At 36.7% G+C, this 24,612-nt stretch carries 26 protein-coding genes; 16 read left to right on the top strand and 10 right to left on the bottom strand.

The window, feature by feature from the left end; genetic code table 11:
- Positions 1–25 precede the first annotated feature (25 nt).
- Positions 26–601, top strand: a complete 576-nt coding sequence (locus NOX80_RS10060) for a pentapeptide repeat-containing protein (protein ID WP_256549646.1) — start codon at positions 26–28, stop codon at positions 599–601.
- Between the two features lie 2 nt (positions 602–603).
- On the opposite strand, the gene NOX80_RS10055 is transcribed toward NOX80_RS10060, so the two are convergent.
- Complete coding sequence (locus NOX80_RS10055) at positions 604–1,335, bottom strand: biotin--[acetyl-CoA-carboxylase] ligase (protein WP_256549645.1); 732 nt, start codon at positions 1,333–1,335, stop codon at positions 604–606.
- 92 nt (positions 1,336–1,427) lie between these two features.
- On the opposite strand from NOX80_RS10055, the gene rsfS reads away from it, so the two are divergent.
- The 9 genes from rsfS to NOX80_RS10010 all read left to right on the top strand — a co-directional run bounded on the left by rsfS (position 1,428) and on the right by NOX80_RS10010 (position 8,857).
- Positions 1,428–1,799 (top strand): ribosome silencing factor, encoded by a 372-nt coding sequence (gene rsfS / locus NOX80_RS10050; protein ID WP_256549644.1) that lies wholly within the window; start codon positions 1,428–1,430, stop codon positions 1,797–1,799.
- Positions 1,800–1,813: 14 nt separating this feature from the next.
- Positions 1,814–3,751: an ATP-dependent zinc metalloprotease FtsH gene (ftsH, locus tag NOX80_RS10045; RefSeq protein WP_256549643.1), complete on the top strand. Its 1,938-nt coding sequence runs from the start codon at positions 1,814–1,816 to the stop codon at positions 3,749–3,751.
- 115 nt (positions 3,752–3,866) lie between these two features.
- Positions 3,867–4,469 (top strand): lactate utilization protein B/C, encoded by a 603-nt coding sequence (locus NOX80_RS10040; protein WP_256549642.1) that lies wholly within the window; start codon positions 3,867–3,869, stop codon positions 4,467–4,469.
- 1 nt (position 4,470) lies between these two features.
- Positions 4,471–5,280, top strand: coding sequence for a phosphatidate cytidylyltransferase (locus NOX80_RS10035; RefSeq protein ID WP_256549641.1), 810 nt, complete (start codon positions 4,471–4,473; stop codon positions 5,278–5,280).
- Positions 5,270–5,923 carry a phosphatidylserine decarboxylase family protein gene (locus NOX80_RS10030; RefSeq protein WP_256549640.1) on the top strand — a complete coding sequence of 218 codons (654 nt, stop codon included), beginning with the start codon at positions 5,270–5,272 and terminating at the stop codon, positions 5,921–5,923. Before NOX80_RS10035 ends, NOX80_RS10030 begins: the two co-directional genes overlap by 11 nt.
- Positions 5,923–6,195: an acyl-CoA-binding protein gene (locus NOX80_RS10025; RefSeq protein WP_256549639.1), complete on the top strand. Its 273-nt coding sequence runs from the start codon at positions 5,923–5,925 to the stop codon at positions 6,193–6,195. The genes NOX80_RS10030 and NOX80_RS10025 overlap by 1 nt, the downstream gene beginning before the upstream one ends.
- Complete coding sequence (locus NOX80_RS10020; protein ID WP_305880315.1) at positions 6,192–6,980, top strand: superoxide dismutase; 789 nt, start codon at positions 6,192–6,194, stop codon at positions 6,978–6,980. Before NOX80_RS10025 ends, NOX80_RS10020 begins: the two co-directional genes overlap by 4 nt.
- Before the next feature lie 64 nt (positions 6,981–7,044).
- The gene (locus NOX80_RS10015) at positions 7,045–7,452 is read left to right on the top strand and encodes a helix-turn-helix domain-containing protein (protein WP_256549638.1); all 408 of its coding nucleotides are present in this window, start codon (positions 7,045–7,047) and stop codon (positions 7,450–7,452) included.
- Positions 7,453–7,774: 322 nt separating this feature from the next.
- Positions 7,775–8,857: a hypothetical protein gene (locus NOX80_RS10010; RefSeq protein WP_256549637.1), complete on the top strand. Its 1,083-nt coding sequence runs from the start codon at positions 7,775–7,777 to the stop codon at positions 8,855–8,857.
- Positions 8,858–8,946: 89 nt separating this feature from the next.
- On the opposite strand, the gene NOX80_RS10005 is transcribed toward NOX80_RS10010, so the two are convergent.
- Positions 8,947–9,108 carry a hypothetical protein gene (locus NOX80_RS10005; protein WP_256549636.1) on the bottom strand — a complete coding sequence of 54 codons (162 nt, stop codon included), beginning with the start codon at positions 9,106–9,108 and terminating at the stop codon, positions 8,947–8,949.
- A 205-nt stretch (positions 9,109–9,313) separates the two neighbouring features.
- Here NOX80_RS10005 and fumC point away from each other — a divergent pair, with 205 nt between their 5' ends.
- Together fumC and NOX80_RS09995 are read left to right on the top strand one after the other, a co-directional pair.
- Entirely contained in the window at positions 9,314–10,711 is a 1,398-nt protein-coding gene (fumC, locus tag NOX80_RS10000) for a class II fumarate hydratase (protein ID WP_256549635.1), read from the top strand.
- A gap of 72 nt (positions 10,712–10,783) precedes the next feature.
- Entirely contained in the window at positions 10,784–11,335 is a 552-nt protein-coding gene (locus tag NOX80_RS09995) for a pentapeptide repeat-containing protein (protein ID WP_256549634.1), read from the top strand.
- Positions 11,336–11,337: 2 nt separating this feature from the next.
- On the opposite strand, the gene NOX80_RS09990 is transcribed toward NOX80_RS09995, so the two are convergent.
- Positions 11,338–12,036 (bottom strand): DUF1003 domain-containing protein, encoded by a 699-nt coding sequence (locus NOX80_RS09990; protein ID WP_256549633.1) that lies wholly within the window; start codon positions 12,034–12,036, stop codon positions 11,338–11,340.
- Between the two features lie 17 nt (positions 12,037–12,053).
- Positions 12,054–13,136, bottom strand: coding sequence for a magnesium/cobalt transporter CorA (gene corA / locus NOX80_RS09985; RefSeq protein ID WP_256549632.1), 1,083 nt, complete (start codon positions 13,134–13,136; stop codon positions 12,054–12,056).
- A 116-nt stretch (positions 13,137–13,252) separates the two neighbouring features.
- Between corA and hutI the strand changes: the two genes are divergently transcribed.
- Entirely contained in the window at positions 13,253–14,491 is a 1,239-nt protein-coding gene (gene hutI / locus NOX80_RS09980; protein ID WP_256549631.1) for an imidazolonepropionase, read from the top strand.
- A gap of 48 nt (positions 14,492–14,539) precedes the next feature.
- On the opposite strand, the gene NOX80_RS09975 is transcribed toward hutI, so the two are convergent.
- Positions 14,540–15,415 (bottom strand): hypothetical protein, encoded by an 876-nt coding sequence (locus NOX80_RS09975; RefSeq protein ID WP_256549630.1) that lies wholly within the window; start codon positions 15,413–15,415, stop codon positions 14,540–14,542.
- 102 nt (positions 15,416–15,517) lie between these two features.
- On the opposite strand from NOX80_RS09975, the gene NOX80_RS09970 reads away from it, so the two are divergent.
- Both NOX80_RS09970 and NOX80_RS09965 read left to right on the top strand, forming a co-directional pair.
- Complete coding sequence (locus NOX80_RS09970; RefSeq protein ID WP_256549629.1) at positions 15,518–16,552, top strand: formimidoylglutamase; 1,035 nt, start codon at positions 15,518–15,520, stop codon at positions 16,550–16,552.
- A 61-nt stretch (positions 16,553–16,613) separates the two neighbouring features.
- Complete coding sequence (locus tag NOX80_RS09965; protein ID WP_256549628.1) at positions 16,614–17,870, top strand: DEAD/DEAH box helicase; 1,257 nt, start codon at positions 16,614–16,616, stop codon at positions 17,868–17,870.
- Positions 17,871–18,284: 414 nt separating this feature from the next.
- Here NOX80_RS09965 and NOX80_RS09960 read toward each other — a convergent pair whose 3' ends face one another.
- The 4 genes from NOX80_RS09960 to NOX80_RS09945 all read right to left on the bottom strand — a co-directional run bounded on the left by NOX80_RS09960 (position 18,285) and on the right by NOX80_RS09945 (position 20,777).
- Positions 18,285–18,959 (bottom strand): response regulator transcription factor, encoded by a 675-nt coding sequence (locus NOX80_RS09960; RefSeq protein ID WP_256549627.1) that lies wholly within the window; start codon positions 18,957–18,959, stop codon positions 18,285–18,287.
- Positions 18,947–19,723, bottom strand: a complete 777-nt coding sequence (locus tag NOX80_RS09955) for a sensor histidine kinase (protein ID WP_256549626.1) — start codon at positions 19,721–19,723, stop codon at positions 18,947–18,949. The genes NOX80_RS09960 and NOX80_RS09955 overlap by 13 nt, the downstream gene beginning before the upstream one ends.
- Positions 19,702–20,355, bottom strand: coding sequence for a hypothetical protein (locus tag NOX80_RS09950; RefSeq protein WP_256549625.1), 654 nt, complete (start codon positions 20,353–20,355; stop codon positions 19,702–19,704). The genes NOX80_RS09955 and NOX80_RS09950 overlap by 22 nt, the downstream gene beginning before the upstream one ends.
- Before the next feature lie 104 nt (positions 20,356–20,459).
- The gene (locus NOX80_RS09945; RefSeq protein WP_256549624.1) at positions 20,460–20,777 is read right to left on the bottom strand and encodes a hypothetical protein; all 318 of its coding nucleotides are present in this window, start codon (positions 20,775–20,777) and stop codon (positions 20,460–20,462) included.
- 280 nt (positions 20,778–21,057) lie between these two features.
- On the opposite strand from NOX80_RS09945, the gene NOX80_RS09940 reads away from it, so the two are divergent.
- The gene (locus tag NOX80_RS09940; protein WP_256549623.1) at positions 21,058–23,412 is read left to right on the top strand and encodes a GAF domain-containing protein; all 2,355 of its coding nucleotides are present in this window, start codon (positions 21,058–21,060) and stop codon (positions 23,410–23,412) included.
- Here the strand turns inward: NOX80_RS09940 and NOX80_RS09935 are convergent, their stop codons facing one another.
- Positions 23,413–24,600 carry a Pycsar system effector family protein gene (locus tag NOX80_RS09935; protein WP_256549622.1) on the bottom strand — a complete coding sequence of 396 codons (1,188 nt, stop codon included), beginning with the start codon at positions 24,598–24,600 and terminating at the stop codon, positions 23,413–23,415. It lies immediately after the preceding gene.
- Positions 24,601–24,612 lie beyond the last annotated feature (12 nt).

Raw genomic sequence — 24,612 nt, 5'->3', positions numbered from 1 at the left:
ACCTACTTAAACAACCCTATTTTGAATGACAAATAACGATTTTATATTTAATACCGACTTTAACAACCTACATTATTCCGAAAACGAGATTAAGTATAAAGAATTTGAAGAATGCACTTTTACGGATTGCAATTTTACTGACTGTAATTTTTCAGGAGTCGTTTTTACCGATTGTATTTTTAACAACTGCAATTTCAGAGAAGCTCAGATCAATTATGTTGGCTTACGAAATGCCGTATTTAATCACTGTGATTTTACGGATGTGAATTTTGCCATGACAGATCAGTTGTTATTTGAATTTCATTTTAAAGACTGCCAGTTGGATTATGCCAAATTTTACGCACTAAAGCTAAAAAAAATGTCATTTACCAATTGCAGTATGATTGCCGTTGATTTTATGGCAACAGATTTAACCGAAGTTTTGTTTGACAATTGCAACTTACACAAAGCAATTTTTACTGATTCGATTGCTGAAAAAGCTGACTTTCTGACCAGTTATAATTTCACGATCGATCCGGAAAAAACCAAACTGCGTAAAGCTCAGTTTTCAAAAGAAGGTTTAAAAGGATTATTACAGAAATACGAAATCATTGTCCGGTAAAATCAATACAGCAATTTTACCTCTTTAATATCAAATGTCTTAACAGAATTATCTTCAAGGAGTACTTCAAGCTTACCGTTTGGAGTCACTCCCTGGATAATTCCCATAAAATGAGAACTATCACCGGCTTCAAAAGGCATAGGAATCCCTTTTTTAAACAGTCGGCTGTCATACGATTGCCACAGTAATTCGTATTCTTTAGCCTGCAAAAGCGACAGGTTTCGTTTAAGGTTATTCAAAATAGCCAGCATTACCGCTTCTTTATCAAACAATCGTCCGGTAACACTCAAAAGAGAAGCTGCTTTCGGGAGGTTTTCAAAACGTTCCTGATTCACATTTAGCCCTATTCCTACAATCGAAAAGATCTCCCCGTTACGTTTGATGCTATTTTCAATCAGTATGCCACCGATTTTTTTACTCTCTGCCAAAATGTCGTTAGGCCATTTAATCGCTAATCCGCCAATATTGAATGTTTCCAATCCTTCAATTATACTAACAGCAACAGCGACATTCAAATGAAAAATCCCTTGAATATCCAACAGTAAATCCCTAACCAAAACACTAAAAGTCAAGTTTTTACCTAATTCAACTGTCCATTCCGACCCCATTTGCCCTTTCCCTTTGGTCTGATGTTCCGCAACAATAACCGTAAAGTTTTCTACAAATTGTTTTGTCAGTAAATCTTTTAAAAAATCATTTGTAGAAGATGTGGCATCGAGTTTGATAATATTCATAAAAATAAATAACTTTATATCGCTAATCTTGTGTTAAGGTTCAAAAATAAAGACAAAAATTGATAACTTTGCGAAAATATATAAAATAATAAATGGCAAAAAAAGATATTAACAATGATGATCTGTTAGCTAACATCATTAAAGGAGTAGAAGAAGTAAAAGGTAATGATATAGATATTCTGGATCTGAGAGCGATCGAAAATACCGTATGTGATTATTTTGTAATCTGTAACGGTAATTCCAATACACAGGTTAACGCAATTGCCAACTCGATACAAAAAATTGTTTCCAAGGAACTAAAAGATAAACCTTGGCATGTTGAAGGTACTGAAAACGGAGAATGGATTTTAATGGACTACGTAAGCATTGTAGTACATGTTTTCCAAAAACACATCCGCGAGTACTACAACATTGAAAGCCTGTGGGGTGACGCTAGGATCACTTCCATTGAAAACAAATACTAACATCCACATTTCACATGTCAAAAGATAAAAAACCAAATCCTTCAAAGATCAGAATAAGCCCATGGGTTATTTATGGTGCTGTGCTTTTGATTCTAATTGCGATACAACTTGTTTCAAGCGGGACTAATTTTCAGGAAGTAAAACCTACTTCATTATCCCGATTTTATCAATATCTGGACTCCGGTCAGGTTGAAAAAGTAGTTTTTAACAAAAATACCGCGCAGGTGTATTTGAAAAAAGAAGCACTTAACAGCAAGACTCATGAAAAAATAGAAAAGAAAAACCTGTTAGGAAAAGATAACACCGGTCCGCATTATACATTGGACATCGGTACTAACAGTGAACTTTTCCAGAAGAAACTGGAAGAAGCCCGTTTGGAAGGAAAACTAAACGATTACTCTTCCGAACCGGAAAGCAACTGGGGTGATATATTGATCAATTTCTTGCCTATCATTTTGATCATTGCCTTTTGGTTATTTATGTTCCGAAGAATGTCAGGTGGTGGCGCCGGTGGCGGTGGCGGACAGATTTTCTCAATCGGAAAATCCAAAGCCCGTCTGTTTGACGAAAAGAACGATATTAAGGTAACATTTAAGGATGTTGCCGGATTAGAAGGTGCAAAAGAAGAAATTCAGGAAATTGTTGAGTTTCTTAAAAACCCTGAAAAATATACCAGTATCGGTGGTAAAATCCCGAAAGGAGCCTTATTAGTAGGACCTCCGGGAACCGGTAAAACTTTATTAGCTAAAGCTGTTGCAGGTGAAGCACAAGTACCGTTTTTCTCTTTATCCGGTTCGGATTTCGTAGAAATGTTTGTGGGTGTCGGAGCTTCCCGTGTAAGAGACTTATTCAAGCAAGCCAAAGAAAAATCACCTTCGATTATCTTTATTGACGAGATTGATGCGGTTGGTAGAGCCCGTGGAAAAAACAATTTCTCCGGATCTAATGATGAACGTGAAAACACCTTAAACCAGTTATTAACTGAGATGGACGGTTTCGGAACCAATACACACGTAATCGTATTGGCTGCAACTAACCGTGCTGATGTTTTGGACAAAGCTTTAATGCGTGCCGGACGTTTTGACAGACAGATTTATGTTGATCTTCCGGATATCCGTGAGCGTAGAGAAATATTTGAAGTTCATTTAAAACCGTTAAAGAAATCGGAAGAACTGGATACCGAATTCCTGGCAAAACAAACTCCGGGATTCTCTGGTGCTGATATTGCTAACGTTTGTAATGAGTCGGCTCTTATTGCTGCCCGAAAAGGTAAAAAAGCAGTGGACAAACAAGACTTCCTGGATGCGGTAGACCGTATCGTAGGCGGATTGGAAAAGAAAAACAAAATCGTTACACCGGAAGAAAAACGTGCGATTGCCATTCACGAAGCCGGTCATGCTACTGTAAGCTGGATGTTAGAACACGCAGCTCCGTTAGTAAAAGTAACCATTGTACCGCGCGGACAAAGTCTTGGCGCTGCCTGGTATTTACCGGAAGAACGACTTATCGTAAGACCGGAACAAATGCTAGACGAAATGTGTGCTACTATGGGAGGTCGTGCCGCTGAAAAAGTTATTTTCAACAAAATTTCGACCGGTGCTTTAAGTGACCTTGAAAAAGTAACCAAACAAGCTCGTGCTATGGTAACGGTATACGGTTTAAATGATAAATTAGGAAACATCACTTACTACGATTCATCGGGTCAAAGTGAATATAATTTCTCAAAACCATATTCTGAAGAAACGGCTAAAATCATTGATAAAGAGATCTCCGATTTAATCGAATCACAATACAACAGAGCTATCCAGATCCTTAATGATAATAAGGAAAAATTGAATCAGCTAGCCGATATTCTGATTGAAAAAGAAGTGATTTTCAAAGATGACCTGGAAGCCATATTCGGACAGCGTCCACATGAAAAAACAGAAAATGAAGTAGTTACTGAATCATAAGAAAAATAATTATAACATTTTATATAAAAATCTTAATTCGATTGTAAAATTGAATTAAGATTTTTTTATCTTTGATTGATTTCAAGTGCAAAAAACAAAGATCTGACCTATTTTTATGAGTCTTTTTAAAAAACTTTTCGGCAGTGCGAATGATGCTTCAAAGGAGGAGAAAGAGCCCGAATTGAGCCAATATCATCCCGAGATTGAGATGCCAATAGATGAGCAATTTACTTTCAATTTCAAAAAAAATGGAGGTAAGTTTTTGTATTGTGAAAATTTAACGGAAGTACACGAACAGTTTGAAAATATTTTAGTTGAAAACGATTGGTTTGAAAGCGAAGTAATTTGTCTGGAGCCTAAACTTTTCAGTCTTCTTGACGAAAATAAACTGATTCACGACCATCCTAAAAATCCTAAATTTTTATTTGCCAGCTGCGAAAACCTTATTGCTGACGAAGGTTCTATCCTGTTTTCTTCCAATCAATTACGCCAAAACAAACCGAACGACCTACCAAGCAATATCGTCATCCTGGCAACAACAAGCCAGATCCTAGCCAACAAAAGCGATGGATTACGGGAAATTAAACGAAAATACGACAAAGAATACCCAACCAATATCACCACTTTTAAATATTTCGAAAAAGCAAAAGAAGAGGATTTTCTGCAATACGGAAGTTGTCCTAAAAACTTATACTTATTGCTTTTAGAAGATTTGTAACATGCGGGAAAGTATTATCAGGGCCCTTTCAGGGTTTGTTTATATAGCCTTATTACTATCAGCTACACTGTTTTCTGAAGTAAGTTTTACTTTACTTTTCGGTATATTCCTACTCATTGCCGTAGTGGAATTCTGCAAATTAATTCATCTCAAAAGCGCCTTACCGGTTATATTAGGATTGGGAGCATATGTATTGTTTGTTGTTTTCCGTATCAATTCTTTTTATACCGATACAGCGCTGTGCCTTGCCACTTTATTTGTATCCGTAAATCTGATGATGGATCTGTTCGGATCTTCCCGTCCGGTTCGCGGTGACAAATCGTCTAAATATGTAAAATTATTCGGTTATATCATATTACCTTTTGTGTTGTTGATGAAACTACCTTTTATCAACAATACGTTTAATCCGCAAATCATCATCGGAATTTTTATCCTGATATGGACTAACGATACCTTTGCCTATATAGTCGGAAAATCTTTCGGAAAGACGAAACTTTTCGAACGTATATCCCCTAAAAAGACAATTGAAGGTTTTATCGGCGGATTAGTATTTACTATGGTCGGAAGTTATATTCTAAGCCTTTATTTCACCTTCTTCTCCCCTGTTACCTGGATCATGACAGGACTTATTGTAGGCTTTTTCGGAACGATTGGCGACTTAATTGAGTCAAAATTCAAAAGAACAGCCGGTGTAAAAGACAGTGGAAAGATTATGCCCGGACACGGCGGTATCTTAGATCGCTTAGATAGTGTTATATTTGCAATACCATTTCTTTATTTGTTTTATCAAATTTTAAATTATGTTTCATAAAGAAGGCGCTAAAATTATTCTAATTACAACCTTTTTGGTTGCTGCCACAGCTATTTTGGCCGGTGAATTTATCAGTATCCTGTGGTTACAAAAAGCCATTCAGGTACTCGCATTAATCATGCTGGTTCTTGTTTTACAATTTTTCAGAAATCCGAAAAGAGATGTAGTAATCGATGACAATCACATTATCGCTCCGGTAGACGGAAAAGTTGTTGTTATCGAAGAAGTATACGAACCTGAATATTTCAAAGACAAACGGTTGATGGTTTCCATTTTTATGTCACCTATTAACGTGCACGTAACGCGTTATGCCGTAAACGGAATTGTAAAATACAGCAAATATCATCCCGGTAAATATCTGGTTGCATGGCATCCGAAAGCCAGTGAGGAAAACGAAAGAACTACAGTTGTTGTAGAAAATCGTATCTACGGAGAAATTCTTTACCGTCAGATTGCCGGCGCATTGGCACGAAGAATCGTAAACTATGCACAAGAAGGTATGCAGGTAGTTCAGGGAACTGATGCCGGTTTTATTAAATTTGGTTCAAGAGTAGATTTATACTTACCTTTAGGTACGGAAGTTAATGTCAAATTAAATGAGAAGGCCGTTGGCGGCAAAACGATCATTGCAAAAAAACAATAATGACCGATCAAAGTTTAGATACGCAATTTCAGGAAGCTTTTGAAAAAGCATCCAATATGACCGAAGGCTTACCTCAAGATGTCATGTTGCGTCTCTATGCCTATTACAAACAGGCCATATCAGGCACAAACAGACCAAAACAACATCAGGAGCCACAAGACCTGAGAGATGCTTTTAAAATGAACGCCTGGATGCAGGTCCGCCATTTATCACCTGATGAAGCCAAAAAACTATATATCGAAACCGTTAATTCAATAATCAATAAGCCATGAAAAATTCAAGAATACTTATTGCCGGTTTCCTTTTTTCAACTCTGCTTTTTTCCTGTAAAGACAAAAACAAGCTTGAAGAAGTAGTTGAAATTCCGGATCCGGTAGAACAAACGAAAAGCGCAACTCCTGTTGGCAATCCAGCGGACGTAAAAGCAGATCCCGGTACTTTCCAGATGAAAGGATTACCGTATGCTTATGATGCATTAGCTCCTTATATCGATGCCAAAACCGTTGAAATACATTATTCCAAGCATCATGTCGGTTATGCTAACAATTTAAATAAAGCCATTACCGGTACACCACTGGAAAAACTGACAATTGAAGATATCCTGACAAAACTGGATATGGAAAATAAAGCCGTTCGTAACAATGCCGGAGGTTATTACAATCACAATTTATATTGGGAAATAATGGCTCCGAAAGCAGGTGGCGAACCTAAAGGAGCATTAGCTGACGCTATTACTAAAACATTCGGTTCCTTTGAAAATTTAAAAACACAATTTTCTGATGCCGGTGCAAAACAATTCGGTTCCGGATGGGCTTGGTTAGTGGTTGATAAAGCCGGTAACCTAGTAGTAGGAAGCACTCCGAATCAGGACAACCCGCTAATGCCAAATGTTGGTATTTCCGGAACACCGGTTTTAGGTATGGATGTATGGGAACATGCTTACTACCTCAATTACCAGAACAAAAGAGCCGATTATATAACCGCTTTCTTTAATCTGATTAACTGGGACGCTGTTTCTAAAAAATATGACGAAGCACAAGCTAAGATCAAAAAATAAATTAAAATCCGCTTTATGCGGATTTTTTTAATTTAATACTATCTGAGCAATTTAAACTTTAACAATGACAAAATTACCGTTAAAATACAGTAGCCGAAAAGAAGAAATCACACTTGAGTTTATTGATCAGGTTAATCGTCATATTGACAGCATACTGGAAGGCCATAGCGATACGATGTATGAAATAAAACACATAGCTGCCATTATGTGCATTCATCCGGTACACCTCAGCACTACCATCAAAATGGAAACGGGAAAATCACCCTGCTATTTCTTTGAAAAAAGAATCATGGACGAATCCAAGCGCTTGTTATCGGATTCTAAAATGTCAATTGCACAAATTGCCGCCCTGCTAACATTTGATCCGTCAAATTTTACTAAATTTTTTAAACGATTTGAAAATAAGACACCTTCGGAATATCGCAATCAATTTACCGCTGCCAAAACAGGCAATAGCATTCAAATAAATTAAAAAATAGTTGTAGTCTTCTTTGGTTTAAAACAAAATATAACACACTGTTATTAAAGTATTTCACTTCTTTTATTTCACTAACACTACAATATAAACAGAACTTGTTTTATTTTTTTATAAAAAAAAGTTACAAATCAAAGCAACCTTTACGGAAAAACGGAGTCTATTAATTTTATCATACTTTTACACTGTTATAATTTTAAAAAAATCTGCTCTAAAAAGGCAGATTTTTTTTGTCTGTCTCAAATTACAACTGTTAATTTTAATAAATAATTGCCTTTTTCAAAAAAATAATAGATTTTTGAAGATTAATTCACACCAAATGAAATCAACTTATACCCTGCTTTTACTTTCATTTTTATTATTCTCCTGTAAAAAAGATGAAAAGAACGACGAACAACAAGCCGAAATCGTAAACAACTGGAAAGACTTTAAACTCACTGACAATGTAAAGTCGGTAACCGAAAAATCCTATAATCTGGAAAACGGTAAAAAAGGAAAAGCCGCTACAGAAAGCCCAAGCCGATATGATATAAACCTGGCATTTAATACTACCGGAAGCCTTATAGAGGAAAAGAAAATATTACCTGACGGTGTTATACTGGAAGAAACTACCTTTCTTAATAAAGACAAGAAACTGCTGATTTCACAATATGTAAAACCCGGAAGTGCTTTTACAACCAAATATTCATGGGATGACAACGGAAATAACACCATTATAACCCGAAGAAATCCACAAGGGGAACAAATTGAAAAAACCCTGAATACTTTTATCAAAAACCAACGTGTAGAAGTACGCCGATTTGACGGAAAAGACAACCTGACTGAAAGAACAACCTATACTTTCGGGTCAAATGACAAAGTTCGCGAAGAAAAAGGGTTCCAAAAAGAAACCACAGTACAGTATATTACCACTTATACGTATGATAACAATAATAATATACTAACAGAACAGCGTTTAAGTCCGGATTACAAGAGATTATACACGATTAACAACAAATACACGGCTAAAAATCTTTTACTGGAAACAGAAACGTTAAACAAAGACGACAAACAGGAATACTCGGAAATACGTACATACGATGCTAAAGGTAACATGACCAGTAATCGTGTTTATGATGGTTTTATTGACAGTAAATCGATTGAAGAATTCAAATACGATACGAACAACAATATGACAGAGCGTAAAGAAATTGTCAATCAGGAAATAATTACGCATCAACTACTGACCTATGACAACCATAACAATGTAATCGTTGAAAAAACAATCGGAAGAGACGGTAAATTAATAGTCGATCGAAAAACACATTTCGAATATGACAAAAAAGGAAACTGGATTAAAAAGACCGTTTCCATTAACGGAGAAGCTAAATTTTTAGTAGAACGTACTATCACCTATTTCTAATAACAAAAAAGAGCGCTTAAAAGCGCTCTTTTTTATATAAAATAAAAAGGGAACGAAAACGTTCCCTTTTATATCTTGAATAAAATTAATTATTCTGCTTTCTTTTTATTTCTCTTTTCTTTGATCATTTCTATGATAGCTCCTCCAAGCCAATATTGAACGAAACCTACCAAGAATATCATTAACCAAAAACCGATGGTTAAGATACATAAGAAAAGTAAAAAGCCTAAATACTGTTGAAATTCAAACATGTTTTCCGGAATTTTGAATACCTGCCAAAGATAAGCCGAATAATCGTCTTAACCAATATTTATAAGAAATTTATTTTAATTCATTTTTTTAAGCTGTCGATATTGCCTATTTTTGAAAGGATTTTACAGCCGGATATTCCCTTCAGAAATTAACCGGTTTTTCCGCGCTTTAAATCGACAGTAACAACTTATACACAACAATAAAATGGAATACAGAATAGAAAAAGACACCATGGGTGAAGTGAAAGTTCCGGCAGAAAAATACTGGGGAGCTCAAACAGAACGTTCAAGAAACAACTTCAAAATCGGTCCTTCCGGATCGATGCCAAAAGAAATCGTGGAAGGTTTTGCTTATCTTAAAAAAGCAGCAGCTTATGCAAATCACGATTTAGGTGTATTACCGGTAGAAAAAAGAGATGCTATCGCAGCAGTTTGTGATGAAATATTAGCCGGAAAATTAGAGGATGAATTCCCGTTGGTAATCTGGCAAACCGGTTCAGGTACGCAAAGTAACATGAACGTAAATGAAGTAATCGCGAACCGTGCTCAGGTTTTAGCCGGTTTCAAAATCGGAGAAGGGGAACAGATTATCAAAGCGAATGATGATGTAAACAAATCACAGTCTTCTAACGATACGTATCCTACAGGAATGCACATCGCTGCTTATAAAGCAGTAGTAGAAGTTACTATTCCGGGTGTAGAAAAATTAAGAGACACACTACATGCAAAAGCAGTAGAGTTTAAAAATGTGGTTAAGATCGGGCGTACACACTTAATGGATGCTACTCCGCTAACTCTTGGACAGGAAATCTCAGGATATGTTGCCCAGTTAAACCACGGATTAAAAGCCGTTAAAAACACGCTTTCTCATTTATCAGAAATCGCGTTAGGCGGAACTGCTGTCGGAACCGGATTAAATACTCCGGACGGTTATGATGTAAAAGTAGCGGAATATATCGCTAAATTCACAGGTCATCCGTTTGTAACGGCTGAAAATAAATTTGAAGCATTAGCCGCTCACGATGCTATTGTGGAAACACACGGTGCTTTAAAACAATTAGCTGTTTCTTTAAATAAAATCGCAAATGATATCCGTATGCTGGCATCTGGTCCGCGTTCCGGAATCGGAGAGATTTTTATTCCTGAAAACGAGCCGGGATCTTCGATTATGCCAGGAAAAGTAAACCCTACACAATGTGAGGCTTTAACAATGGTATGTGCTCAGGTAATGGGTAACGACGTAGCTATCACGATCGGTGGTACTCAGGGACATTACGAATTAAACGTTTTCAAACCGTTAATGGCGGCTAACTTCCTACAATCGGCTCGATTATTAGGAGACGCCTGTATTTCGTTTGACGAACATTGTGCACAGGGAATCGAACCGAATCACAAACGTATCAAAGAACTGGTTGACAATTCTCTAATGTTAGTTACGGCTTTAAATACGAAAATCGGATATTATAAAGCAGCAGAAATTGCACAAACGGCACACAAAAACGGTACTACTTTAAAAGAAGAAGCCGTTCGTTTGGGTTATGTTTCTCCTGAAGATTTCGATGCCTGGGTGAAACCGGAAGACATGGTTGGAAGTTTAAAATAATTATTTCTCAATATTTGGTAAAACCTGCATTGTGAAAACAATTGCAGGTTTTATATTTTAAACCGAAACAATATGATATTTGAAGATCAGGTTTTTGAAAAAATAACTACTCTAGAAAAAGGAGAATACGACCATTGTCAATTTATCAATTGTCAGTTCGGAAATGCCTTTCTTAACGGTTATTCTTTTTTAGAATGTGAATTCACCGACTGTGACCTTAGTATGGCCAATATAAGCGGTAGCGCTTTTAAAGATGTTACGTTTACCGACTGTAAGTTGCTTGGCTTACATTTTAATAATTGTAACCCGTTTCTATTTCAACTAACGTTAAATCACTGCAATTTAAAACTCGCCTCTTTTTATAGTTTAAAGCTAAAAAGCTCCCGGTTTTCCAATTGCATTTTAGAGGATGTCGACTTTACAGATGCTGATTTATCAGGCATTTCATTTCAGAATTGCGATTTTAAAAAAGCCATTTTCGACAATACTTTACTTGAGAAAGCCGATTTCAGAACGGCAACAAATTATACTATCGACCCGAATAAAAACAAAATTACAAAGGCAAAATTTTCTTATCCGTCTGTTTTAGGATTACTTGACTCCTTTAAAATTGAGATTCAATAAAGCTATTTTTTATTTTCCATCCTGCGAATAATATCATTCATCATATCAATCTGGATTTTCTGAATTTCCAACATCGATTGTTCCTGATGCAGAATAAGATGATCTATTTTTTCGTGTAACATCCGAATTTCTAATTCTGACTTCAGATTGATCATATAGTCGCTTTTAGCTCTTTCCCTATCCTTTTCTTCCTGTCGGTTTTGACTCATCATAATAACCGGCGCCTGTAATGCTGCAATACACGATAAAATAAGGTTTAACAGAATAAACGGATACGGATCGAATCCTTTGTTTGCCAACATAAAAACATTAAGTGCAATCCAGGCAAAAAGGAAGAGCATAAATGAAATAATAAAAGTCCAGCTACCGCCAAATTCCGCTACCTTATCGGCTACGCGTTGCCCGAAAGTATAATGAGCACCATCATCATCAATTTGAGTAGTAATTGTCTTTTTATCTTTTAAAGCATGTAATACCGTTTTTTCCAGTTCGGAAATCTCCCCTACTTCCTTGATTAAAAAGTTAGAAATATACTTTTCACGATAGTAGTTTAATTCGCCTACCGACAGGAACTGATCCCTTGTAAAATCAGGATGTTCTTTTAGTATAAAATCCAAAATAGAAGATCGGATTGTTTTACCGGAAACTTTTTCAGCCGCCGGAAATTCTTTCCCTGATATCGCGCTTATAAATGTTTTCATATTTTTATTCAATTCTTTTAAAACCATTTTTTTCGTTTAAAATAAGTCACCATTAATATCGCCATAATGGCCATAAGTCCCAAAACCGCAAAATAGCCGTTCTCCGTTTTCAGTTCCGGCATATTCTCGAAATTCATACCGTATACTCCGACGATAAATGTTAATGGCATAAAAATAACCGAAACAACTGTCAGCACTTTCATAATTTCATTCATACGCTGACTTTGAGCCGAAAAATAAAAATGAGATGCACTATCCAGTGAATTGGTATCGTAATCAATTTGTTCCAAAAGCTCCAGGCATTTCTGATGCAAACGGGCAAAAAACGTATAATTCGCCTGTTCGATTCCATCATACTGATCATCATCCTGAAAGCTTTTTAGACTGTATAAAGCATCGCGTAAAGGAACAATCGATCGTTTCAGGAAATTAAGATTTTCACGATTCTTCTCAATCCGAATCAACACATCCTGCCGGTAGTTGGTTTTCGATTCGATCATTAACGCTTCTATCCTGTCTTCATAACTTTCAATCGTAATATAAAAGTTTTCAATAATTGCATCCAGCATCAGATACAACAGGTAGTCATTTTTCTTTTTTCTGACAATTCCGGTCGCTGTACGGATTCGTTCCCGGATATGCGTAAAGAAATCACTTCTTTTTTCCTGAAACGATAACAACGTATTCCCTTCTAAAATAAAACTGATTTGCTCAACTTTGATATTGTCCAGATCTTCACCCGGCAAAATGGATTTAATGTTAAAGAACAACATATCATCCAGTTCTTCCAGTTTTGTTCTACGTTGGGTATTCAATATATCACCGATAATAAAGTTCTGAATACCGGCCAATTCTCCAACCTTCCGGATCAGCTCCACATCGTGTAGTCCGTGAATATTTAACCATTTCACATCCTCTTCCTGCAATATATCATTCAGTTCTTTTTCAACCTTATTAAATGAAACTTTCGGATACTCTTCAAAACGCTTTTCATTATAAACAAACAACTGCATTCCTACGGGTTCACTGGTATGAACACCGGTATATTCATAATAATTGGGCTGGACCTTACGGACTTTTCGGTATTTGACTTTTCTCACGTCACAATAATTTTATATAAAGATAGGAGTTTTTAAAATTCCAGTTTATTTTTACAAAATAATTTAAGCGGGCTTATAACCGGCCCGAAATCCGATATTTCAATACCATAAATACGATGAAACTTTTAATTAAAAACATAAAAGAGCTGCTACAGGTACGGGAAACCGCGATAGCTAAAGTTTCCGGAGCAGAAATGGCCATCTTACCCAAAATCGATACTGCTTTCCTTTTAATAGAAAACGACAAAATAGTCAATTTTGGTCCGATGGAGGACTGTCCGTCTTCTGAAGGATGTGAAGTCCTCGATGCTACCGGAAAAACCGTGCTACCAACCTGGTGTGATAGTCATACTCATATCGTTTATGCCGGAAACCGCGAACAGGAATTTGTCGATCGCATTAACGGTCTGAGCTATGAAGAAATTGCGCTTCGCGGCGGCGGTATTCTTAATTCAGCAAAAAAATTACAGGAAACCTCCGAAGAGGAAATTTACAACCAGTCAAAAGTACGCCTGGAAGAAGTAATGCGCCAGGGAACCGGAGCTGTAGAAATCAAATCCGGTTACGGACTTACCGTTGAAGCCGAATTAAAGATGTTACGGGTTATAAAACGTTTGGCTCAGGATTATCCGGTAAAAATCAAAGCTACCTTTTTAGGAGCGCATGCCTTTCCGACAGAATTCAAAGAAAACCATCAGGGTTATATCGATCTGATCATTAATGAGATGTTACCGGCTATAGCCAAAGAAAATCTGGCTGATTATATTGATGCCTTTTTGGAAACCGGTTATTTTTCAGTAGCTGAAACCGAAAGGATTATCGAAGCCGGGAAACAATACGGTTTAGTTTCAAAAATACACGTAAATCAGTTTACAGCAATCAATGGTATTGAAGCCTGTGTTAAACACGGCGCTTTATCAGTAGATCATTTGGAAATTGTAACCGATGAAGATATCGCCGTTTTAAAAGACAGTATTACAATGCCGGTTGCATTACCGAGTTGTTCTTATTTTATCAGTATTCCGTATACTCCGGCCCGAAAAATGCTGGAAGCCGGATTACCGTTGGCACTAGCCTCCGATTTTAACCCGGGAACCACACCATCGGGGAATATGAATTTTGTAGTAGCTACGGCTTGTATTAAAATGAAAATGACGCCGGAAGAAGCCATTAATGCCGCTACGATAAACGGAGCTTATGCCATGGGTGTTTCCGATACACACGGAAGCATTACCAAAGGTAAAAAAGCAAATATCATTATTACAAAACCGCTTACCTCCTATTATCAGTTACCTTATGCATTTGGAAGCAATCTGATTGATCAGGTACTAATCGAAGGTCAGTTTATTTTATAAAAAAAGAGGAACATTAAGTTCCTCTTTTTTGTTGTTTTATCTCTTTTATTATTTCAAAGTAAAGCTGGTTTTTGATACCAATTCTCCTTTATCGAAAATATTTACAAAGAAAGTACCGCCTTCAATGTTTTCAACCGGTAAGTCCTGTGCTACCTGAACCGTTTTGTTTTCATATTTCACGGTTTTAACAAAACTATAGGTTAAGACTTTATCACCGAATGTTTCCGTACGTTTTTCACCTAATACATTGTTTTTACTGTCGATAATCTGGATATAATACATTTTATCTCCGGATTTAGCCACTTGATTTTCCGCAATGGTAAAGCTCACTTTTAATACATCTGCTCTTCTCGCTTTATCTGTATCGATTTGTTTTCCGGAACTTCTTTGTTTTACAGCAGTCGTCTGTAAATTCAGAACCGTTAGTTTAGACGCTTTTTCTACCGTTTTAGCCAGTTGATCATTTTGTGATACCAAAGTATCATTAACTCTACGCGCATCATTTAATACCGTTTGTGTACTGTCACGTTGCGTAGTCAATGCCGCATTTTGTTTTTTAAGTCCGTCGTTTTCGCGCATCAAATTGTCCATTTCACGCTTTAAACGCAAATAATCGTTTTTGAATTTTGCCAATGAAGCCGCATCTCCTTTCGATTTTTCCAGTTCTTTTTGCAATTGGATCAGTTTTTCCCTTTCTGCAGTCAACTCGGATGAAAGCGATGTATTATCTGCAATCGCAGCATCATATTTAGCAATCGCAGCCTGAAGCTCTTCATTTAATTTATCCTTCTCCGACATGATTTTGTTTTCAGTAGTCTGATTATCAGTACTCATTTTGTACATATAGGCCAAACTCCCTATTAACAACAACGACAAAACAACAATAATGGCTTTTAAGCTCGAGTTACTTTTTTGATTTTCCATAGTCACATTTTTTTCAAATACAATTAGCAATAAAATTATTCATTTCCGTAAAATAACGAAAGTTTTATAGAAAATAGTATTTTTGGAAGCAACATTTTTTATATGGAAAAGCTTATCCGATTTACACTAAACGACTTAACGAAAATAACCAATCACCGTAGCGGTGAGATAAAATTCGGAGAAAGGATCCAAACCGTCCCTAAAGAAATGGATACGTTGGAATTTCTCCAGGCCAGTGACGCCGAATTTGTTTTACTCGGAATTCCGGAAGATATTGGAGTTCGTGCCAATCTGGGAAGACCCGGAACTGCTTCGGCATGGGAAAGCACCCTGAAAAGCATTGTAAACATCCAAAATAACCGTTTTTGCAAAGGAAGCCAATTATTAATATTAGGCAGTATCGATGTTTCCGAGCAAATGGAAGAAGTACAAAAACTGGACATTACGAATAAAGAGGAGCGTAAGCATTTCTTCAAAATGGTAGAGAAAATCGACAAAGAAGTCTCCCATATTGTTTGCCAGATTATTAAAGCCGGTAAAACGCCAATTATAATCGGAGGCGGGCATAATAATGCATACGGTAATATCAAAGGATTGGCTTTAGCTAAAGGAAGAGCGGTTAATGCCATTAATTTTGATGCGCATACCGATTTCAGAGCATTGGAAGGACGCCATAGCGGAAACGGTTTTTCTTATGCTTTTGAAGAAGGTTTCCTGAAAAAATATTTTATTTTCGGTTTACACGAAAGTTACACTTCCAAAAGTGTTCTGGATACGATCAAAAAAGTAGCCGAAAAAATAAAGTATAATACTTACGAACAAATTGCCGTCCGACGGGAAAAAACATTCGAAACCGAAATGGATGCCGCCAAAAAACATGTGGCAACCGATCCCTATGGTATTGAAATCGACCTTGATTCCTTACCCGGTATTGCCAGTAGTGCCATGACATTAAGTGGTTTTTCCGTAACCGAATTACGACAGTTTATTCATTATTTCGGACAGAATACGAATGCTTCTTATCTGCATATCTGTGAAGGAGCTCCGGATTTGGATCAGGACAAAAACAATCATTTGGTAGGCAAATTAATCGCCTATTTGATTACTGATTTTATGAAGGCGAAGTACAATATGTAAGTTAAACCAATATTTTAAAGTATTTTTGCAAACGATAGCTACTAAAAGTTATCGTTTTTTTATGCAATTTCAAGACTTAGATTTACTACGCAATATACAACAGGCACTTACAGAGGAAGGCTATGAAGCTCCTACACCTATACAAGAACAGGCTATTCCTATTATTCTGGAAGGCAGTGATCTTGTAGGTTGTGCACAAACCGGAACCGGAAAAACAGCAGCATTTGCTATTCCGATCTTAAATTTATTGCACCGTATTGTCGGATCTGCAAAAAAGGTAAAACACATCCGTACGTTAATTGTTACGCCTACACGCGAACTGGCTATTCAGATCGGAGAGAGTTTTAATACTTACGGTAAATACACGAATATCCGTACATTGGTAATCTTTGGCGGAGTAAACCAAACTTCACAAGTGGATCAGCTAAAAAAAGGAGTTGATGTATTGATTGCCACTCCAGGTCGTTTACTCGATTTACACAAACAAGGTTTTATCGATTTAAATCATTTACATCATCTGGTATTGGATGAAGCCGATCAGATGTTGGATATGGGCTTTATTAACGATGTAAAAAAAATTATCAAGCTTACTCCGGATAATCGTCAGACATTATTATTTTCGGCTACGATGCCAATTGCTATTCGCGAACTGGCCGATACTTTTCTGACACAACCGAAATACGTATCGGTAGCACCTATTTCCAGCACTGCAGAAACCGTACAGCAAAAAGTGTATTTTGTAGAGAAAGAAGACAAACGTAAATTATTATACCATATCATCCGCAATGATAAGCTTTCTAATGTCTTGGTTTTTTCCAGAACCAAACACGGAGCCGACAATGTCGTAAAAGCGTTAAAAAAGAACGGTATTAATGCCGAAGCAATTCACGGAGACAAATCTCAGTCAGCACGACAACGCGTTTTAGACGGTTTTAAAAACAAAGAAGTTTCGGTATTGGTAGCAACCGATATTGCAGCACGTGGTATTGACATTGAACAATTACCGTTTGTTATCAATTTTGATCTACCCAACATTCCGGAAACTTATGTACACCGAATCGGAAGAACCGGACGTGCCGGAAATTCAGGATTGGCATTATCCTTCTGCGGAAAAGACGAAAAGGCATACTTACAGGATATTGAAAAACTTACCCGTCAGAAAATTAAAGTGGTAGAAGATCATCCGTTCCCATGGAAAGAAGCCGTTGCAACTGAAGCACAACCGGCAGCGAAAAAAGATTTCCGCAACAAAAAGAAAAATCCGACGAAATCCCGTAAATCCGACGAATCCAAAAAAAATAAAAAGCGTTGGTATTAGTATAAAAGGAAAAAAGCAGCCCCCCTATGAGCTGCTTTTTCTCAAAAAAACTAAAGATATGCAAATAAAAACTTATGTATGATAAATAAGGTTTTCAATAAAAAAATAAAAATGCTGAACTGTTAGCCGTTCAGCATTTTAACCCAAAATTAAAAGAACTTCACTAACTAAAATACACCTTTCAAGATGTAAAAAAAATTAGACCATATTATTATCAACTTAAAAAGTTTAGGAACACACAGTTAATAAATCAATAAAGGGCAATATGGTCTTTTTTAAACTTACTAAATGAAAAACTCTATTGAGACAAAATTCAACATTTCAAGTTCAAAAAACAATACGTAAAAATACTGATTTTTTATACTGAAAAACACGGGATTTCCCACATACAGCGGGTTTAGAAGTCATAAAGGGTTAAAATTCGGACAATTCTTCTATCGAAATTAACTGATGGCGTAGTGCAAAAAGAATCACACCAATGAAGTTTTTGGAGTTTGTTTTCTCCATAATACGTTTACGATGCGTTTCCACCGTACGAACATTAATATGCAGTCTGTCGGCTATTTCGATACTGCTTAATTCCTTACAGGCCATACGGATCACATCCATTTCCCTGTCGGATATTGTAATTGACGAAGCGGTAACTTTCGGTTTGTTGTTTTTCTCCCATAAAATAGCTTCCCGTAATACCATTCCCAATTCCTGTCCGAAATAGAAATCTTTATCACGAATGCTTCTTATTGCATTTTCAAGCTGTTCCGGCTCCGAATTCTTAGTAAAGAAGCCATGCGCACCCAATTCCATCACTTTATGAATACTTTCTTTTGTGGTGAGTTGGGATACAATCAGCACTTTCATTTCCGGATAGTATTTCCGAATGTATTCACAGGTTTCAAAACCATCCATTCCCGGCATCTGAATGTCCAATAACAATAAATCCAGTGCATGATCCTGTTCCTGCATCTGATCCAGTAAATCATTACCATTCTGCGCTTCCAGAACAACAGTCGTGTTCTCAAAAGAATTGATCAAAAAAGATAAACTTTTTCTGAAAAGTTTATGATCATCAACGATACCTACTCTAAGCACTGTTCTTTCTTTAATGTTATTGTAAAACTATTCCCGGTTTCGGTTTCCTGCTGTAGAAAATCAGCTCCGATTATTTTTAAACGGGAATTGATATTTTTAACTCCGGTTCCTTTTGATGTGGCCAAAAGTTCGGTAAAGTTAAACGGAATTCCGTTATCCCGAAGCTTTATTGTAAAAAAAGTATCGATAAGTTCCAACGAGACAGTCGCTTCCGTTACTTTTCCGTATTTAATCATGTTGGTTGTAAACTCCTGAATAATACGAAACAGTTCATAAGCAACCGGCGGAGCCAGTTTAAACTCCTCTTCCGTACTGGTTACTTGAAAATTAATTTCCGTCTTCTTTTTCAGTCCTTCCAGATAATCATCCAATGCCGTTACCAATCCGTATATTTCCAATAAAGGCGGCATCAGGTTATACGAAACCTTTCGGGTATTTTCGATCGCCATTTCTACACCGGTCCGGATTTCATCAAAAATTTCACGGTTTTCAATGGTCGTATTGCTTCGTTGTAAAATCGTCAGATAATTTCGGATTGCGTTTAAATCACCAGAAACACTATCGTGAAGATCGGCTGCGATACGTCTTCTTTCATTTTTTTCGGTTTCAAGCGATGTTTTCAGTAATAGTTCCGTTTCTTTTCGCTTCATTCTGTAAAAATGATTCTGGTAATACAATACCAGCGATAATAAACCAAAAGCCAGGAAAAGCATTCCCAGCGTACCCAACCAAAAAACAATTCTTATTTCTTCTGTTTTCTCCATATCCCTACCATTAAAAATATATTTTTAATAATGATTAAAATGAGGTTAAAAACCCAGAAATCTTCGAAGTTCAGCTCTGGATTCTCATCAATCAAATCACCCATCAAAAATAGAAATAAGGTACCGGAAAAGTAGAAAATAAAACCCGATATAAAGTAAAAAAGCGGAAAATTCCACAAGTATTGTTCCGACAGGTTATGGAAGACATCTTTAAACCACAGAATAACAAAAGTATAGACGAAGATCGCTTCAATCAGCGATAAATAAGAATCAGTCTTTAAATTGCTCCAATCGTTCCAAACAAAGAGCAAACCGATAAAAGTAAGCAGAAAAACGGCACCGAAAAAGTAGAAAAGCGGCCGGTATCGCTTCTTAAAAACCTTATAAAAGAAATAAAACAGCACGCCAAACTCCAGTAAAAGGTAGGATCGGAACCAAATATCAGAATTCAGTTTTAAGATCAATGTACCGATAAGCTCATAAGCACTGGCAATAAAAGTGAGCCAGATATAAGGAGCAATATAGGATGACAGGGGCGGTAATTGCCGTTGTTTTTTCCGGATCAGGAATAAAACAAGGGGAATAAAGCCTATAAACGTTGACGTTACCGCTATAGCATATACTGGTCTCAAAATATATACGATTGTGATTTTTGAAATTACACAAATATATAAAACTAAAACCTGTCAGATTATCCAACAGGCTTAAAATTAGATTTTTTTAAATATGAGACGGATTATCCCTGAAAAAGCGGGCTTTCAATGTCACACATATCCGGACATCTTACCCCTCTGTCAAATATTTTACCGCCAGTCATGTCTTTCCCTTCGGCATCAACACCAACTACCACGAAATTCGGGCAATCTTCCTCTTCGTTATAACCGTTATAAATTCGTACTCCAACACATCCTTCCTGAGACAGGACATCCTGAAAATGAGTCGCCCCAAAAGCAATTGCTTTTACACCTTTCGGGGATCTTCCACAATGCGCTTTTACATACTGTACAGCTACATCTAAACTAATTTCGTCTCCTAAACTTTTACTAAATTCCATTATTGATAGATTTAAATTTTCCGCGAAATTAGGGATCAACCGTTGCCGGCAAAATACCCGAAAACACGTAATTTTGTCCGTATAAATACGTAACAACATTCATTTTTATCCCTAATTTCCCGTATAAGCGCTACAGTTTCGAATAACGAGGGCAATTTTACGGATTAAAAAAACACCCTAACAGCGTGTTTATACCTGTTTTTACAACTTTATTTCAACCCCTCCAAAGCACGCCATTACAATATTTATTAGTAATTTTACAGGATAAAATGCAATGAAGATGAATCTGAACCAATACCCTGAGAGTCCCTTTAAAATCAAAGTTTCCTTTCATAAAGTATTAGAAACCCTGGAACACATTGCACTTTCGGATGATACCGATTACCGTTCCAATTATGCCAAAGCTTTATTAAATGAAGCCGGCACAGTTCCGGAACTACGGGACGGGATTACTTCTTATGATCAGATTCAGCAACAGGAAAAATTAATTCATAATTTACTGGCCGACCTCTTTCCTACTGCTTTAACCAATAATGAAATAAAAGCCGTTACGGTTCCGTTTCAGAATATCACATTTAACTATACCGAACGTTTTAAAAAAATACTGAAAGAAGCCGGTAGCGATTTCGACATGACCATCCGGGATTTTGATCAACATCAGTTTTATATCCTGAACTGCTGTCTGATTCTGAATACCTTTTACAATCGGGATTTTGATTTCAGCAAACCGCTTTTTTATGACATTCCGGATAAAAACGGTATTATTCATCATTACCGCATTTTATACAATGCCGATTTTATGGAGATCATTCCAACGGAAAAATCGGTTCAACTTACAGAAGAAGATGTTGATCTGCTAATTGATAATTTTGACAATATCGCTTTATGGAAAGAAAAGTTTCCACAGGAAAGCTGGATTTTAAAAGGATTCGGTATTGTCATTCTATTTGATGCTACTATTGAAAATTCAGTATCCAACCTGAAAAGTAACTTACTGAAACCCGATAAACACAAACTCAATCACGACGATAATATTGAGACGATTTTCCGTTCTATTTATAAAATCCCGGATCTTCGGATCGGTTTTACGCCTTATAACAGTGAGGAGGGAAAATTCGAACAGGTTCCGACAAAAAAATTCAACAGTTTTATACTCAATCACGAATGTGAAAATGCTTTGTGTAGCGGCTCTTTCGAAACCCTTATCCGCGAACAGAAATATTTCACCATTTCGGATACGATGCGATTTGTTGCCTGTTCTGAAGATAAATCATTGGGCCAACATCTGTTAAACCAAAACATCAGAAGTTGCATTCTGGCACCGGTGGTTAAAGACGATCAAATACTGGGAATCATCGAACTGGCCTCTTCTTTTCCGCAAAAGTTAAATAGCCTGAATGCGAATAAGCTTGAATTGATCATGCCTTTCCTTGTAGATACTATCGATCGCTATCATTCGGAATGGCAAAATCATATCGAAGCTGTTATTCAAAAAGAGTATACTGCTATTCACCCGAGCGTATACTGGAAATTTAAAATTGAAGCTGAAAATTACCTGATCGAAAGCGGTCAGATGAAAGAATATATTTTTAAGGAAATCGTATTTAAAAACGTATATCCGCTATACGGTCAGATTGACATTAAAGGCTCGTCTGATGCCCGTAATAAAACTGTACAGGAAGATTTAAAAAACCAGTTGGAGACCATTATTCAAATATTGGATGAGATGAAATCCGGTGTAAATCTAATGTTGTTAGAGCAACGTAAATTTGAAATCGGCTCCCTGTTAAAAGAATTGGCAATTTCATTAAAAGCCGATACGGAACAACAAATTCAGACGTATATTCAGAATGAGATTCATCCTATTCTGAAAAATGCACAATACAATCATCTGGACGAAAACCGAATTGATTCTTATTTTGAAAAACTGGACGAAAAAACCGGTACTTTTTATGAAGCCCGTAAAAAATTCGACCTGGCCTTATCGCTCACTAACAAAAAAATGGCCTCCATTCTCGATGCCAAACAAGCCGAAGCACAAGCCATTTTCCCTCATTATTACGAACGTTTTAAAACCGACGGCGTAGAACACAACCTGTATATCGGTTCGTCTATCGCTCCGCAATTGAATTTCGACCTGATGTTCCTTCAAAACCTGCGTTTATGGCAATTACAGGCTTTATGCGAAATGGAGATGGAACATGAAAAACTCAAACGATCATTACCGTTCCAACTGGAAGTAACTTCATTAATCCTTGTATTCAGCTCGCCTATTGCGATCCGTTTCCGAATGGATGAGAAGCGTTTTGATATCGACGGCACGTATAATGCACGCTATGAAGTCGTTAAAAAACGTATCGACAAAGCGAATATAAAAGGAACCAACGAACGAATTACTGAACAAGGTAAAATCACCATTGTATATTCTCATTTAACCGAAGAAACGGAATACAAAAAATACATTCAGTTCCTGCAATTCAAAGGAATTCTGGAACCTAATGTGGAAAGTTTTGATGTCGAAAGCCTTCAGGGTGTTTCCGGTTTAAAGGCTTTACGTGTAAAAGTGAACAATAAAGCACTAAAAACACTTACCAAAACGTATAGCTATAAAGAATTGTTAGATGAGCTAAACTGATCAAACACCAATTGATCGGAAAGCTATTACAAACACAATTACCGAGAAGATAATCCCGATCATGAAAATGGTATAGGTAATCCGTAATAATTTATACTTGCGATCCAATACCAATCCAAGATAGTATAAATCTTTGATCATTGAATTATAAAGATAATCGCGATCTTTCATCAGTTCGTTCATCGCCCATTGGTATTCGTCGATCGGCATTTTATAAAAATTACCGAAAAACAACAGGTTTACCTTTTTATCTTCAATATCCTTACGGGTAAATGTTCCGCTGGTTACTTTCGGACGTGTTGACAGAATCGCAAAGATGATCGACAGTACGCTGAACATAATCATTGTAAAAGTCGGTATAATAAGATGGGCATTACTCGGACTGTCCAGTTTCGGAACCAAAGTAGAAAGCGCAATCGAGATGATAATCGCATTAACTGATAATAGGATATTTGCCTTACTGTCGGCAATATCACTCAATCGCGTATGGTTATTTAAGGTAACACGGAACATCGTATCAATACCGCGTTCCGGTCGTTCGAGTTTCTCCAGTTTCTTTTTTTTGATTTTTGATTTCGAATCAGTCCCTTCTTCCGTTAGCTTTTGGATAATCCGTTGGCATTCGATACAATTTTTTTCTTTTTTGGGTTGCCAGTTGACTTTCGCATAATCGGTATAAAACCGGTGATATTGGAGCATCATTTTTCTGTTTCCGATCGCCCATTCCAAATCCGTAAACGTTTTTTGCCCCGTCAGCTTCCATTCTTCCCGTAAGAGTTCGCTTAACTCAATATAGTTATCTGCGGCAAAGTGAAAATAATCCGCATCTTTAATAATCTTTTGGGCTAATGTTTCCGGTTCCCGGTCAATTTTGGTTACCCGAATGATGTCTTTTACCTCATCGATATAGTCCTGATTTTTCCCTTTTTCCTGTAAAAACTTCCCTGCAATACGGGTTCCGCATTCTTCATGTTCCGTACACCCTTCCGTATAGCCTACGTCATGAAACCAGGCGGCAACTAAAATCTTTTCGGCTGTATCCGCATCAACTTTTTCATTTTCAACAAGTTGTTTTACGGCATTAACAACCCTTACGGTATGATTAAAATTATGGTAAGTATATGAAATAGAAAGTTTATCTTTGAGTAACGCGAAAACATAATTTTCAGCTTGTTCTATAATATTCATAAGCCAATTTTT

This window comes from Flavobacterium cerinum, assembly GCF_024496085.1.
GTDB classification, from domain to species: Bacteria; Bacteroidota; Bacteroidia; order Flavobacteriales; family Flavobacteriaceae; genus Flavobacterium; species Flavobacterium cerinum_A.
Note: the sequence above shows the minus strand (reverse complement) of the source record. Positions and strands in the feature narration are given on the sequence as shown.